We start from the raw sequence: 14309 nt of genomic DNA, 5'->3' as shown, positions 1-14309 counted from the left end.
CCCGCGTTTTCTTTTGGTTTGGGGATTTTTGCCAATCTTGGCAACTGCGTTCCCTATCGTTTCGGTGGCTAAGTGGCTGTTGCAGTAGTTCGCCAATCGCCTGCAGATTGGCGAACTCAAAATCAAGGAAATTTCGATGAAAAGCGGTCTGGGATTGGCGGCTTTAACGGTATGGGCGTCTTGCATGGCGCAGCCAGCGTTTGGGCAGGTGCCTCTGCGGACAGCAGCGGACGTAAGGTTCATCACAGACGAGGCAGTGACATCGCGCAAGGCGTGGTCTGCGTCGGAAACACAAGCCGCTGCTGGGGAAATAGTGGCCGCGTTAAACGGCGCAGAGGCGATGCTCAAACGCGCGCTGCAGGAGAAGGACACCACGTTCTTTACGGGTGCTGGGCCGGCCTATGTTGAGCGGACGTGGTTAATGCAGACCGCTGAGCTGATCTCGCCAGTCCTGGGCGTGCAGCTGCGCGGCGCACGCAATACGCTCGTCGTTCCGCTGATGCCTTGCAAGCAGGCTTCCCTTGAGCTGGCCACGGTGTTTAACGGTTATCGGACGGCGTTTCTGCAACAGCGGACCATGGCAGATGTACAGCCCGCCGTTGTTGCAGCGGCCCGCGCCTATGACCGCGCCATGACGGAATGTCGTCAGGTCGCGGCTCCGACGTAGCCAGGCTAGAGTCAGTCTCAAACAACGTGCATTTTTCCCAGACTTCGGCGATCCGAAGCTATTTAGTCGCAAAGTCTTGGCAGATTGGTTGACCGGCTAGGTCTTTGTTTTTCTTAGGAATTCCGACCAACATCGGGTCTTGCCTCAGTCTCAAACTGCGCACCTCCCCACAGTGGCTGTATCGTTTGGTGCTGGCTGCTGACTTGTGCCTAAGCACCGCGCCTACGGTGTACAGATCGACCTTTGAATTGATCGTCTCGCTTGCTGTGCTATGGCGAAGATCATGGAACCGCAGATTCTCCAGGCCGATTGCCCGGGCAAGCGGTTTGAACCCCGGCCCCGAGGGCGAGATTCGCGTCTTCCATGACGACATTTTGTCTGACCAGTAGGCAGTCTTCCGGGATCCACTACAGACATGCCTGGAAGTCATCCGACTGAGCGAGTTTGGTGAGATTGATCCCGACATCACGTTCAGCTTTGTCCCGCTGTGGCAGCTGAGCCAGAAAGAGCAGGCTGAAGTACGCAAGCTGGACGCCGACACGGACGATCGTCGATTCGATCGAGGGGCCGCGCACAGGTACTGCGGCGTTGACCGAGAACATGCGCGCTCACGCAATCGTGCGCGACACGTCGAGCTTCAAGCAGAAGAAGTCTCAGGGCACGTGGGGCGCTGTCATCAAGGTTCCGATGGCTATCGGCCCTCACCGACTGGCTACACCGTTCCCGTGGTGATCCCATGCGCGGAATCGCCGGCCCGATCACCGCCGCGGTCAATCCGAATGTCCTGGCCACGATCAAGTACCGCGATGGCTACGAGCCTGGCCCAGGCCTCAAGCAGGTGCTGAAGTATCGGGTGGTCCCTGATGTGCGGACGCAGGTCCAGCCGCTGAGTGCGGGCGACCTGAAGCACCTGGAAGCGCAGAATATCCAGGGCGTGCACGCACTACGTTCGGGTTCAACGAAGGGCTGACACAGGTGGAGTTGGGATCTTCTCGACGGTTGCGACCCAGGGAGACACCAAAGTAAACATGGGCGTGAGCGCGTGGACTTCCTTGCCGGCATGTCCGGTATGGCCATCGTGTCGCGCGCGTGGGAGGCTGTGCAGGCGGCGTCCATCGGCGCGCTGTGGCTGCCGGTGATTGACCGCGTGCGCGGGAAGGGGGGGCTTATGCGTTGACCAACGCTCGTTGGGCTTGCTAGCCACCGATGGCAGCGCCTGGACGGCGACGGTGGTTTTGCCTTGAATGATGTCCAGCACCAGCGCGCTCTTGCGCTTGGCCGTCCAGCGTTTGATGTCGTCTTCTATCTTCCTGCTCGTCGTCAACTACCTCGATTATGACGTGAGCAGGTTTTCACTGGGTCAATACGCGACCGCACATGAGATTTCCCCTGAAATCGCGTTTTGCAATCGAAAAGCGACACTTGCTTCTAAAAGTGTTTTTTTGGCGATGTGCCAGACCGTCTGCGGAGCAGGAGTCTGCTCGAAACCCGCATAAGGCCTGGATTCCCCGGCAGACTCTTAATCCGCAGGCGCCGAGTTCGACTCTCGGGGGGGGGGCTACCAATTAAACATGCGGGTCTTGGAGCAATCCGAGGTCCGTTTTGTTTTTGCTGCCAGGCCGCTCTCGTGGGCGCGATTGAATATTGCGCTGCGCACAACGAGATTTGGCGGTTGGCGGTCTATTGACGCCGGTCAAGCATCATTTGGGGGCGGCGCAAGACTTACTTCTGAGACAGGGCGATGCCAATTCGGTGGTCAGGCCGATGCGATCAGCCAACTGCCGATTAACCATTGGGTCGAGGTCACGCCGCAGGTGGTCTGTATCGCGGTACAGGAACTTGCCATCCTGCGTGGCGTCACAACCGGTGTTACTGCACATGGCAGGCCCTGGAAAAATGAACCTGGCCTCAGGATGGCTCGCCCGAACCGTCTCGAGCATCCGTTGCGATGCGGCTTGCCACTCATTGAATACGGCGGCTGCGATCATCGTGGATCCAGGAGCGCATGGCCACCGGAGCAGTCCCGAGGATGATCCGATTGCACAATGGAGTGGATCGCCATCAAACGATGGCATATCGGCAACAATGATTGCCTGTTTTCCAAGCTCTTTCAGCTCATCAAGCAGATCATTTGTGCCGTCCTGAAGGGCGCGCAGCCCACTTTGCCTGGCGTCTGTTGTGCCAATGTTCTTGGGAGGCGAGTCCCCTCTGAAGGACCAGAGCGCGTGGCCAGACCAGGCGGATGCGATGATGACTCCTGCCACGTCTGGAGATTCGGCGAGCCCGGATAAAAGCTGGGTTCGCGTTCTCGTGCAATCGGCAGTGTAGCTCGGGGCGCCGCGTGCCTCTCTTTTCGTCCCTGCTGTTGTGAAGACAGGAGGGCAAGCGCGAAACAGCACTACTGCGACATTGTTCGCCTTTGCCGCCTCATGGATGTACGGCATGAAATGCTCCGCGTGGCTGTCGCCTGTCAAAACCAGGCGAGCCCTCGCGGTTGTCCATGATGAACCGACTTGGCAGAGACCTTTCCAGGGACCATCGGGCACATCTGCAGGACAGGACCACGTCCACATGGCATCTCGATTGCCGAGATTGCCCAGGTCGGGGGAAATCCGAGCCGGAAATCCTTGAGCGAAAACGACGACAAGAGCGGCTGCTGATATCAGAACAGAAGCGCCAATACCGGTGCCGACCGTGCGGTGTTCGTCCAGATTCCTGCGGCGCAAAGGCTGCTCAATCCAACGCCACGAAAGCCAGCCAAGCGCGAAGGATAGGGCAGCAAGAGCCAACTGTTCGGTAGGAGCCATGGATGCATTGCCGGTGTAGTGCTTCCAGAAGACTATGACCGGCCAATGCCAGAGGTAGAAGGAATAGGAAATCTTGCCTACGAAGACTACCGGAGGCACTGACAGGAAGGCGCGCACGGCGCCGGGCTGCGAGCCATATCGCAGCACTAGCGCGGCTCCTACCACAGGCAATAGCGCGGCAGTTCCCGGAAAGGGAGTCGATTTGTTCAGGCTCAAGACGGTGGCCCCAATCAGTATGAGCCCAAGTGGTGCTGCAAACCGTGCTGACTTTGGTTCGGGCAGAAATGCGAGAACGGCGCCAGCGGCGAGTTCCCAGGCGCGATACTGAGGCAGGTAGAACGCTGCCTTGGGGGCGACAGCCAAGACGATGAGCGCGCCTATGAAGCTCAGGCCCAGGAAGCAGAGCAGGATTGCAAGCGTTCGTCTGCCAAGACCATAGTGGTAGATGCCTGCCAAGAGCAGCGGCAGGAAGACGTAGAACTGTTCTTCGATGGCCAGCGACCAGGTATGCAGCAGCGGCATCATTGAGGACGATGCGTCGAAGTATCCAGTGTTCAACCAAAAGAAAACGTTGCTCACTGAGGTAGCAGCGGCCACTGCACTTCGCGCCATGGTGGCGTAGTCGCCTGGCGCCAGTAGCCAGTACCCTGCGGCGATCGACGCCGACAGCATCACCAGAAGCGCCGGTAGAATGCGCCGGATACGCCGATCGTAGAAGGAAAGGAGCGAGAAGGTGCCGTTGTCCAGATCGGCGCGCAGAATGCTGGTGATCAGGAAGCCGGAGATTACAAAAAAAACATCGACGCCGACAAAACCGCCATTTGCGCCTGGTACGCCCAGGTGGAACAGGACTACGGCCAGGACTGACAGCGCGCGCAGGCCGTCAATCTCTGGCCGGTACTTAAGGTTCGACATTTTCACAGGTCATTTTTGAAGCTGGCTCGGATTGTAAGAGCGAATAGCAGTCGCCCGCTTTGGCGGGCGCTCTCCGTCTATGCGGGATGCTGGGATGCAGCCCCAGAGGAGTACTGCGGTGGAGCAGGGTGCCAATGGGGGGCGTGAAAATCGCCTGTCGTCGGGGCAAGAATTCGTGTAGCGAACGATCCACTCGGTAGCGTGTGCATTGTGCTCCAGCCGATCTTCGGCGATCGGCGTTCTACCGCGGCGCGTGGCGGTGATGGAGATGACTGACGGGCGCCGGAGTGACTGGAAGCAAGTCTGCCGTCGTCGGCGTTGACAACGCCCGTCGTGACTTCAGTGGGATGTCATTGCATACGAGCGCACTACCAGAATCATGTGCTTTGATGTGTGCTGGCGGCAGACATCCTGCGGCGTTGTGCTCTCTCGAACGCTAGCCGAGAAAGGGTTCCCACCTTGCTGGAGAGGATGACAGACGGCCGGTCGCACAAACGGTAAAACAATTCGGCCAGAGCTAATGATGTGCACACTGCGGTCGCACAGGCAGCCAAAGCGGCCGCGTTGTAACCGACCGTCGGTTCCAGTGCCTTGAATACTGGTGCAGTCACAAAGAAAAAGGTGATGGAGTGGGTGAGGTAGAGCGAGAAGGACACTTTCCCCAACCAGACAGAGAGGGGCGTAGATAGTGGTTTGGACAAGGTTCCATTTGCTCGCACTGCGGCGACCAGAAGGATAGCTCCTATTGCGGGAAAAAATACTGGCCAATTCAGCCGAATGCCATAGTTGAATTGAAGTATGTTGGCGGCAATGACCAAGTACTTGTAGGCTTGAGATGGACTGTCATAGCCGCCCAGATACAACGCCGCCATCATGCACAAGAGCGACAATCCGAATGGTCTTAGGAGCACCGCAATCTTGTCGATATATGCGCCGATGAGGAACAACGCCATGAAATAGCCATGCAATGGGGATAGAGACATCGCCGCGGTAGATGTGATCATCACGGCAATTCCGGCATACTTCATGCGGCCAAATAGCGCGAGAAAAAGAAATAGCAGAAGAGAGCCAAGAAACTCAATCTGCATTGTCCATATGACCGAGTTGTACGTGTTTGCACCGAACAGGAAGGTCCGATACGTCGCTTCAGTAGCAGCGTCCAGAAGGCGCGGGCCTAGCTGTTCAGCTCCGATGCCATGGTATAGGCCGATCGCCGCGACGAGCAGCATGCTTGCAGCCAAGACCGGCGGCATCAGTCGGAAATACCGCTTCAGAGCAGCTTCGCCCAGGACTTCCCTGTTCTGCGTGATAAGAAATTTTTTCGCGAGCACGTACCCGCTCATGACGAAGAAAATGCAGACGGCAAAAAAACCGGAATAGAGAAACTTGAACGGGCTGTGGTAAAGCCATATTTCGGCTGCGGAATGCGCCGCGGTTACATCTCCACGAGCGGCTCCCGGGAAAAACTCCAGTGCCAAGTGAGAAAAGACGACTGCAATGGCTGCATACCCGCGCAAGCCCTCTAGGCTCAACACCTTGTCTTTAGGCCTTTCCGGGGATTTTTCGGTGTGGAGCATTATTTTTTACTTCCAGGGGCTGTCCTGTCGCCAGAGTGTGGCGGCGAGTATAAACGACGGGCTTTGTGTGGCCTGGCCCGCCTCGGTGGGTCTTTTCTTGCAGGATGCATGCTTGAATGCTGAGGATTCCGATATCCCGCGGCGGCGTTTGCCTACACCCTGGATGCAGCTGTGCTCACTTGCCAGCTATATAGGCGCCGAGCGTCCTGGATCTCAGCAGCGTGGAAGACAGTGGGGGAGTACGGTCCACGCGTTGGCCGCCCAAGTCGATACCGGACTCACCTAGTGGAGGCTCCTTGCGTGATCTTTGAAAAGATCTGCTGTGCAACGATGGACGAGCCATATACAGAGAGATGGTCATCATCCCGATAGACAACATTCCCATCCTTCATCGCCCAGCAGTACGTGTCGTTGCAGAGCGTTCGGCTCGGGTCGACTATCTTCACGGTTGGGAAGCTCGCGGCGACCTTTTCGACGATTTGTCGATAGACAGCATTTCGTTGGTCGTATTCTGATCGCGGGATTGCGCAGGGGGCCTTTATTGTTCCTGTGATGGATCCGGGGCGGGTGGGTACACACGCGCGAGGGGGGAACCCTAATTCCGGGACGTCGATCACGAATATTATCGTCTTCCCTGACTTCGATAGGCGTGAGAAGGTCCTGCGCATGCCAGCTTCAAATACCTCCGAAAAATCCGCTGCGTGGGGCGTTTCGGGCGATGTTATGACCCAGTCATATCCTTCGTTGTAGCCTCTGCCCGTGGTGTACAAGGGGCCGCGGGACGATAGGATGATTGTCCGAACCGAGGGCAGCGTTTCGCTGAGTTCCAACGCGCGGTTGGTGTAGTCTGCGCAATAGTCGGTCTTCCCCCTCTGATGCGAGGCCACATCAAAGAACGGCGTACATCCTCCTCTGGCAAAATTGACCACGACTTCGCCTTTGGAGTCGGCAATCTGCGCAAGGCCTGGATACAGCGCATTGCTATGGGAGTCGCCCAGCAGGGCGGTCGTTGGCTCCGCACGCTTTGAAAGGTTGCAATGTTCGCCAGCCAATTGGGGGAAAGCACTCACGCAGTCTTGATTGAAAACCAGCCCATTCCAACCAAACTGGGAATTGGCCTCGAGCAGTCGCTCGTGTCGGAAGCTGAATCCGGCGTTGAAGTTCGTCAGGTAACCCACGCCCGCCACTCCTATCATGAGCGTGCATAGCGCAGGGGTGGCAAACGACCGGCGATCGCCGTAACGAATAGGCCGTTCGACAAGCTTATATGTCAGCCAGGAAAGCACTATGGCCAGCGCTACCGCGCTTGCGCGGATGGCTGGGTTTGGCGTTGAGGACTCGACTATGCGTGCGAACGAAAGAAGAGGCCAGTGCCACAGGTACAACGGGTAGCTGATGAGTCCTATGGATACCACGAATCGATGCGACAGGATCGTTCGATTGACCCAGGCTTGAGGGCCGGCGGCAATCAGGAGGAAGGCTCCAACGACCGGAGGCAGCGCCCACCAGCCGGGGAACAGGACTTGCTCGCTGACCGCGCCGGCAGTGGCGAGGATAAGGAAAAGCCCCGCCAGCGACGCGACGTCGTTAAGCCTGGCGCCCTGCAGCCTGACGGGAGCATGTTCTCGACAGGCCCGGAGGAAGGCGGCGGTTCGCGACTGCGGAAAGACCTGGATGTAGCTCAAGATGCAACCTGCCATGAGCTCCCAGAAACGGTACTGCGGAGAAAAGAACACCCTGACCGAATCTGTGGAAATGGTCGTCACATTGAGCGCGAATGAGACCAAGGCAATAGCAAAGATGCTGATCATCAGGTTGAGCCGTGCGCGCCAGAGCAACCAGATGAGTACGGGATAGACGATATAGAACTGTTCCTCGACGGCCAGCGACCACAGGTGCATCAGCGGTTTGAGCTCTGAGGCCGTGTTGAAGTAGCCATCCTCGAACCACAATGCGAAGTTCTGGATAAAGCCGGCGCCGGTCGCAATATGCTTGCCCAGCTGTGTGAATTCATTGGGCAACAGCACGAACCAGCCTGCGGCAAACGATGCCGCCAGGACCAAAAGCAACGCGGGAAAGATCCGTTTGACCCGGTGGCTATAAAAGGTCGTGAAACTGAAGTTGTCGTTCTGCAGGCCGCGAAAGATGATGCCGGAAATCAGGTATCCGGAAATGACGAAGAAAACGTCGACGCCGACAAAGCCGCCTCTGAGCAAGGTGGGGAATGCATGGAACACCACCACGGCAAGTACCGCCACCGCCCGGAGACCGTCAATATCAGGTCGGTATTCTCGTTTTTGTTGCGGTAACCCCATTGCAGGTTTGCTCCCGAGCCTCTTGTTGTGGATAGGCGATCTGTCAAGGTCCGGGATTGTAGGAGAACTTCGCAATATTTCGAAATTCACTTCGGCGGGACGCCTTGCCCGTCCGGGACGCAGCGTTGACAAGTGCTCAGCTCGATGTAAGCAAGGATGCGAAAACGACAGGCTGAGGGGGCCAAGTGCTGACCGACATGGATCGTGCCGGCATCGCCACGCTCTGATCTGGCGACACGGCTGGATTGAGGCGCTACGACGCCTCCCGTCCTGCAGCAAGAACCCAGACCGCTACGGGATACCGAACTTGCAAGACATGCTTGTACCGGAAGCCCCTACCTGGGCTCCCATTCATTTTGTCTTTTGAAAGTCTTCTATCGGGACGTTCGAGACGTTCCCGGAGATCAGGAACGAACGGAAAGAAGCTGCAATCCTCCGCGTGTATTCGCTGTGTCCCGTGGTTCTCTGCCCAGCAAAGTGCTAGGGCTGATACGCCAAATGAATCAACGGATAAGGCCTGCCCTGATCATCAAGCGCCGACCGGCCGATGCGCTTGAACCCCATCCTTTCATAGAAACCCACGGCCTGGCCGTTCTGCTCATTGACGTCGGTCGTCATCCGGGGATGCAGCGCAAGGCCGTGGCGCACCAGCGCGGCGCCGATGCCGGTGCCGCGGCAGGCCGGGTCGACGAACAGGGCCTGCATGTGGCCGTTGTCGATGAGCATGAATGCCTGCGGATAGTCATGCGCGTCCACGGCAAGCAGCAGCGGCGCCTGGGGCAGGAAGCCGCACACCATCTCGTCGATGGCCTGGCGGTCTTCAGGGGAAAGAAAATCATGGGTGGCGTCAACCGCGCGGCGCCAGATTTCGACGACGCGGGCGCCCTCGCCGGGGCGGGAAGATCTAATCGTTATCATCGCAATAGAGTAGTCCATTGCCCGTTGACGATCAAACCGGCGCTTGCCGGCAAGCCGCGAGGGCGGCGCCCGCAACGCCTTGTCGGTGATGCGGGCCATGCATCAGAATTGATGCGTGTATGTCAGTTGCACCGTATCCAGTCCCGGATTCGGTCGCTTGATGCCCGCGTTGGAGAAATGCGAATAGCGCACGCCAACACGGCTGTTGGGCGTCAGCAGAAAGCCCACGCCGATGTGGTCGCCAAACTGAAACGCCGAGCCGATGTTCCGATTCGAGAATCGTGTGCGCGTGAGCACGGTGGCACCCACGCCGGCCTCGATGTAGAAGCGTTCGCTGGTCCACCATCGGAACATCGGGATCGCGCTGAACTGCCAGGCCTGGCCGGGCGAGCGCGGGCGGTCTGCGGTCCAGTACGAAACGCCGATCTCCGGCGTCAGGTCCAGGCGGCCCCAGCGGCCGCCGAATCGCGTGGTCCAGACCGAGGGTGTTTCATAGTTCAACGTGTAGCGCTGGTATCGATCCCCGACGCCGTAGTGCACGCTGATGCCGCCTTGCGTACCACTGGAGCTTGCGGTGGCCGGGCCCGCCGCATTGAACAGCATCAGGCAAGTGATGCCTGACAAGATCCCGTTCCTGCTGGATTGCTTCCTGCTTGTTTTCTGATTGTTGGTTTTCATGTTGTCGACTGAAAGATGAGTGCAACGCAACGGGAATCCGCCCTTGGATGAATCGAGAATCCGTGGCTGGCATTCCGGGATGCGGGCGCAGATATGGCAGCCTCTCTCCGCTATGGAGGCCTTGTCCATGCCAGCGCCGCTGTCGAACCAATTTGTTCAACAGTCCGGTCACTCTATCAATCGCATCGACGAGAAATTTGAAGTTTCGTGAACAATTGATTGTCAGTTTTCCGAGTTATTCAAGAAAACTGACTTTTTTTTGTCATGCCGTGGGGAACGGCCACATGCGGATGCCGGGCATTCGCGCTCAGCAGGTCCCTGGGGCCACCAAGCCTGCATGGTAGGCATGAAAGTGCTCGCGCCGGGCCGGCGCGGGGATGCGCAGGCTTCGGGCCGCGGGCAACAGGGTTCCATCGACGAAGTGATCGAAGTCCTCCTGCGACCGCCAGGCGTCGACGATGCGCCAGCCATCAGGAACCGCGCCGCAGGAATGGAAGAGGATGCCTGCGGGCGCGCCTTGCGCCTGCAGGCTTGCGCCGAGTCTGTCGTAGGCCTGCTGATCCATGCCGGCGAATTCGAGCAACGTCACGATGGTCATCGCGTCGGCTCCTGGAGATGGGCGTTTGTGCCGTGGCATACAGGCTGGCGCCTGTCGTGGGAGGCCATGATACTGCCGATGCATGCGACGTTGCGGGCAGGGACAGCGCGAGCGGTGGCTCGGTTTGTGGAGGCGATGCGTTCGGACGACTGCGACGGGCAAAAGAAATCCCCGGCTGTACCGGCCGGGGATCAAGTCCACAGCATGCGCTCTTTTAGACTCGTCCGTCCATGTGATGTGGCGCTGTGCCAAGAAGTAGCATGGAATTTTTTGTGTAAAAGACAAATTTGCCATCGTCGTTGTGGACGAGCACAACGGGCGAGTGATGAAAAAAAGCGCATGCCAGCTTGCGCGGGCATGCGCTGCGACGATTCCCGTCCCTTCGCGGAGGAGGGATGTCCGTCAAATGGGCCGATTGCCGTCGGCACGCCGCGGGTCTGTCTCGATCTGTCTTATTGCGGGCGGCGTGCGGTTGGAGGCCGGCTATAGGCAGGAGCGGCGCGTCACGCCTTCAGGCTCGCATCCTGGCGTGCGGCGCCGACGCTCGTCAGAACGCGTGCCGCAAGCCCACGCTGACGTCCGTGTATTTCGCGTCCTTCAGGAACGCATAGTTGTTGGTATAGGACGCCAGTCCGTAGATGGCGGTTCGCTTGGACAGGCTGTAGGTGTAGCCGAGCGAGAACGTGTTGGTGGTGGCGTCATCGGAGGTCAGGCGCGAATTGTTCGCGTCGGCGCGCTGCCAGGACGCGAACATGCTGCCGGCCGCGCCGACCGGCGCCGAAATACCTGCCAGGTACGAGTTGGACTTGAAACCGTCGACGAAGGCGTTGGTTGGTATGCCGCCGAACTTGCCGATCGCTGCGCCGGCGGGCAGTGAACTGCCGCCAAACCAGCCATCCGTGGTACGGCCATACGCGAGCAGAAGTTTCACGACCTCAAAGTCGTATGAGGCGCCGATCAGGTACGAGCGAGGGGTGGCGTTGCGTTCGCTCGGTTGTGACAGCTTGTTGGAGCCGTTCAGCTGGTCATAGGAGAGGAACGCAGCGAGCGGTCCATTCAGGTAGCGCAGCCCCGCCGTGACGGCGCGGGTATTGTCCGCCGTCGCGAATCCGGTTTCGCCGTCCCGCTTGTCGTCGATGTTGCTCGAGTAGCTGATCGCTGCGGTCAGCCCGCCCATGGACGGTGTTTCATAGAGCACCATGTTGTCGTAGCGGCCGAAGGCCGCTCCGCTCAGGCCCAGGCCCGCGCCGGTGTTCCACTGCGTGAAACCGTTGCCGAAGTTCGCGCCGAACAGGCTCAGCATGTACTGAGTGCCGATGTTGAATTGGCGGCCGAATTCGAGTTTTCCCATGTCAGCGCTGGTCAGGCCGACCACGGCGTCGCGGCCGAACAGCCGGTTGTTCTGTCCCGGCGCGCCGTTGGCCGAGTTGAAGCCCGATTCCAACTTGAACGTTGCATACAGTCCGCCTCCCAGGTCCTCCTTGCCGCGCAGGCCCCAGCGGGATCCTGCGGTGGTTCCGTTGGTCATGCCGACATGGCTGTTGTCCAGGCGATTGACCGCGCCTGTCTTGGGATCTCGGTAGTCGCCGCTTACCTTGGCATAGCCGAGGCCCGTGTCGATGACGCCATACAGTGTCACGGATGATTCGGCGGCAACGCTTGCAGAGGTGATTGCAAGCGCAGTGGTCACGCTGGCCGCGAACAGGTGTTTCTTCATGGTGTGGCTCCCCTTGTTTGGTTTTGATCGCTATCGGGTAGATCGCCATTCGCGCGCGGCAGGGGACGAAACCACCGGCGGCATGACGCCACCGGCAGTTGCCCAGTGCATGCCGTCCCCTCTCCGCGGCAGCCTGGTCAACGCACTCTAGTCCCGTGCTTCTGTCATTCACCGGACAGGGGAATTACATGTTTATCCGCTTCTGTAACGATGGCGTCGCGCCGCGCAGGGGGAGGCCGATGGATGGGGGAAAACGATAGGCGCGCTCGCGTCTCGATTCGGCGTGGTGGACGCGTATTCACCGCGCTGCAGGCCTGTTTCTGGTGATGTGAGCGAGCGCGTTGGTGCAGAAATGACGATGGCGGCATCCATGTCGCGCGGGTCGACGCCGGCATGAGCCGCACGCAACTTTCAGACTGATCCTGGTGCCAGCACGAGGGTGCTGGCGATCCATCGATGGCACGAGTGGAGCCGTCAGTCGATGATGTCGGCACAGGCGTCCGTCGGCGTGGCGACGGTGTGGCCGACGACGGGAACGATCTTGATGGCGGCCGATGCAACGCGGCAGGGCGCGGCGGCCAGGCCGCAACCCGAGGCGAGCGCGCAGAGCGCCGCGACCAGTAGCCATTTCATTTGATCAGTGTGAATCGTGGTTGATCGAAACGAAATTGTGTGGCGGCGCGGCGCGGGAAATAGTGGAGATTTGCGGGCCGAATGTAAGGATTCTTGCTTGCCGTGGCACGGGATGTAACCACTGCGGCGGCGGCCGCGCGCTACGCGCCTTTGCCGGCCTTGAGCAACGCCCGGCCCTTGCCCGTCAGTACGATGATCGATCCGGCACCGGCGGAACCGTGGGCAGTGTCGACCAGGCCGTTGGCCGTCGCGTCTTCCCAGGCGGACAGCCGGGGGCAGCTGGTTTTCCAGGCTTCCATGGTGTCGGCGTAGCTGCGGGGGCGTTCGGACAGCCAGGCCAGGAACTGCAGCAGATTGCCCGTCTGGGATGTGCCGGCTTCGATAAGGGGGCTGCGGGACATGATGGTCTCCGGCGTGTCGTGGATGCCACGCCAGATTACTCCCGAGGCTTGCCCGGCGCCAATGCCCGGCGATGGCCATCGTCGGCGCGCGGGCGCAGCCGTCGTCCCGTGCTGGATGATGGCGTTGCGCGGCTCGCGCCGGGCAGCCTGTTTGGCGCGGTCAGTCCGGCCGCTTGCAGGCCTGCAGCTGTTCGAACGGCGTGGTCGTGTCCAGCAGCGCGGCTTCCGTGCTGGGGATCTTGTTCATGCGGGCGATGCCGGTCCGATCCACGATGTACAGGCGCTTGCCGCCATCGTCCATGTCGCGGCACACCCAGCCCTTGACGGCGCTGGCGCCGGGCGCGGGGTTTTGCAGTTTCTTGAGTTGCTCGATCGTGTCCTGCATTTCCTTCTGGGACAAGGCAGGCGCGGATTGGGCAAGGGCGGCGCCGCTGGCGGCTGCGAGGGTCAGGCAAAGCAATAGCGCTTTCATCGGATGCAGGCTATCTGTACAGGTGTGTGGATGGAGGAGAGCCGCGTCGTGCATGGAAGGGCGCGATGCGACCGTGGCAGAGCGGCCCGATTGTATGGGAGGAATCTTGCAGGCTGCGGACGCTGGCGCAAGGGCGCGCGCGGCTGGCATCCGTACGCAATGTTCACGCAATCGACCCCTTCGATACTGGCTGCCGTGGCGGGGATGCGCCCCGCGTTTCGGGAAAAGCCATGCTCCAGGAATTCGTCCATACCATTGCTTCCAGGCCGTCGCGCCTGGCCTTGTTGCTTGTTGCCTGCGCCTGCCTGGCGCCGGCCGTCGCGCCGGCCCAGGATTGGGTCTATGGCGGTCCGCCGGTAGTCGTGATGCCGCCGCCGGCCGTGGTGGTGCCCGCGCCGCACTACAACCCTTGCCGCGATGGCAGCATCAACTGGGGGCGTCCCGTGAACTGCGAGGAGCTGATGCGGCGTGGCCAGGGGCCGGTCATACTCTACGGCGCCGAGCCGGCATATGATCCGTGCCGGGACGGCCGCATCCGTTGGGGACGGCCGGTGGATTGCGAGGCGCTGTTTCGCGGCCGCCGCGTGCTGCCGCCCGTGATCCGGTACTAG

16 protein-coding genes and 2 pseudogenes are annotated in these 14309 nt (G+C 59.8%); 5 read left to right on the top strand and 13 right to left on the bottom strand.

What is annotated here, in order from left to right; genetic code table 11:
- A partial coding sequence (locus AC6LJ9_RS15315) for a hypothetical protein (RefSeq protein WP_498148215.1) occupies window positions 1–186 on the bottom strand: 186 nt, incomplete at its 3' end.
- 70 nt (window positions 187–256) lie between these two features.
- On the opposite strand from AC6LJ9_RS15315, the gene AC6LJ9_RS15310 reads away from it, so the two are divergent.
- Entirely contained in the window at window positions 257–667 is a 411-nt protein-coding gene (locus AC6LJ9_RS15310) for a hypothetical protein (protein WP_498148214.1), read from the top strand.
- Window positions 668–725: 58 nt separating this feature from the next.
- Here AC6LJ9_RS15310 and AC6LJ9_RS15305 read toward each other — a convergent pair whose 3' ends face one another.
- Window positions 726–1040 (bottom strand): tyrosine-type recombinase/integrase, encoded by a 315-nt coding sequence (locus AC6LJ9_RS15305; protein WP_498148213.1) that lies wholly within the window; start codon window positions 1038–1040, stop codon window positions 726–728.
- A gap of 46 nt (window positions 1041–1086) precedes the next feature.
- Between AC6LJ9_RS15305 and AC6LJ9_RS15300 the strand changes: the two are divergent.
- The 3 genes and pseudogenes from AC6LJ9_RS15300 to AC6LJ9_RS15290 form a co-directional block, all read left to right on the top strand.
- Window positions 1087–1152: pseudogene (locus AC6LJ9_RS15300) on the top strand (hypothetical protein); the annotation flags it as partial.
- 115 nt (window positions 1153–1267) lie between these two features.
- Window positions 1268–1399, top strand: coding sequence for a major capsid family protein (locus AC6LJ9_RS15295; protein WP_498148212.1), 132 nt, complete (start codon window positions 1268–1270; stop codon window positions 1397–1399).
- Window positions 1400–1403: 4 nt separating this feature from the next.
- On the top strand, window positions 1404–1637 hold the full coding sequence (locus AC6LJ9_RS15290; RefSeq protein WP_498148211.1) for a hypothetical protein: 234 nt from the start codon (window positions 1404–1406) through the stop codon (window positions 1635–1637).
- A 252-nt stretch (window positions 1638–1889) separates the two neighbouring features.
- Here the strand turns inward: AC6LJ9_RS15290 and AC6LJ9_RS15285 are convergent.
- The 11 genes and pseudogenes from AC6LJ9_RS15285 to AC6LJ9_RS15235 form a co-directional block, all read right to left on the bottom strand.
- Window positions 1890–1973, bottom strand: a pseudogene (locus tag AC6LJ9_RS15285) (DUF1153 domain-containing protein); the annotation flags it as partial.
- Between the two features lie 394 nt (window positions 1974–2367).
- Complete coding sequence (locus tag AC6LJ9_RS15280) at window positions 2368–4389, bottom strand: acyltransferase family protein (protein WP_498148210.1); 2022 nt, start codon at window positions 4387–4389, stop codon at window positions 2368–2370.
- Between the two features lie 377 nt (window positions 4390–4766).
- Window positions 4767–5966: an acyltransferase family protein gene (locus tag AC6LJ9_RS15275; RefSeq protein ID WP_498148209.1), complete on the bottom strand. Its 1200-nt coding sequence runs from the start codon at window positions 5964–5966 to the stop codon at window positions 4767–4769.
- A 278-nt stretch (window positions 5967–6244) separates the two neighbouring features.
- Complete coding sequence (locus tag AC6LJ9_RS15270; RefSeq protein ID WP_498148208.1) at window positions 6245–8281, bottom strand: acyltransferase family protein; 2037 nt, start codon at window positions 8279–8281, stop codon at window positions 6245–6247.
- Between the two features lie 480 nt (window positions 8282–8761).
- Window positions 8762–9199 carry an acetyltransferase gene (locus tag AC6LJ9_RS15265; protein WP_498148217.1) on the bottom strand — a complete coding sequence of 146 codons (438 nt, stop codon included), beginning with the start codon at window positions 9197–9199 and terminating at the stop codon, window positions 8762–8764.
- 102 nt (window positions 9200–9301) lie between these two features.
- Window positions 9302–9802: an acyloxyacyl hydrolase gene (locus AC6LJ9_RS15260; protein ID WP_498148216.1), complete on the bottom strand. Its 501-nt coding sequence runs from the start codon at window positions 9800–9802 to the stop codon at window positions 9302–9304.
- A 382-nt stretch (window positions 9803–10184) separates the two neighbouring features.
- Complete coding sequence (locus AC6LJ9_RS15255; RefSeq protein WP_498148207.1) at window positions 10185–10475, bottom strand: hypothetical protein; 291 nt, start codon at window positions 10473–10475, stop codon at window positions 10185–10187.
- A 547-nt stretch (window positions 10476–11022) separates the two neighbouring features.
- Window positions 11023–12192 carry a porin gene (locus AC6LJ9_RS15250; RefSeq protein ID WP_498148206.1) on the bottom strand — a complete coding sequence of 390 codons (1170 nt, stop codon included), beginning with the start codon at window positions 12190–12192 and terminating at the stop codon, window positions 11023–11025.
- Window positions 12193–12666: 474 nt separating this feature from the next.
- Window positions 12667–12825, bottom strand: a complete 159-nt coding sequence (locus tag AC6LJ9_RS15245) for a DUF6726 family protein (protein ID WP_199770890.1) — start codon at window positions 12823–12825, stop codon at window positions 12667–12669.
- 140 nt (window positions 12826–12965) lie between these two features.
- Entirely contained in the window at window positions 12966–13226 is a 261-nt protein-coding gene (locus AC6LJ9_RS15240) for a hypothetical protein (protein ID WP_212312515.1), read from the bottom strand.
- Window positions 13227–13386: 160 nt separating this feature from the next.
- Window positions 13387–13626, bottom strand: a complete 240-nt coding sequence (locus tag AC6LJ9_RS15235; protein ID WP_498148205.1) for a hypothetical protein — start codon at window positions 13624–13626, stop codon at window positions 13387–13389.
- A 302-nt stretch (window positions 13627–13928) separates the two neighbouring features.
- Here AC6LJ9_RS15235 and AC6LJ9_RS15230 point away from each other — a divergent pair, with 302 nt between their 5' ends.
- A complete protein-coding gene (locus tag AC6LJ9_RS15230) occupies window positions 13929–14309 on the top strand; it encodes a hypothetical protein (RefSeq protein ID WP_498148204.1) in 381 nt (126 codons plus the stop codon).

It is taken from the genome of Achromobacter sp. 1011811831 (assembly GCF_059760905.1).
This window is presented reverse-complemented; position numbering and strand designations above follow the sequence as displayed.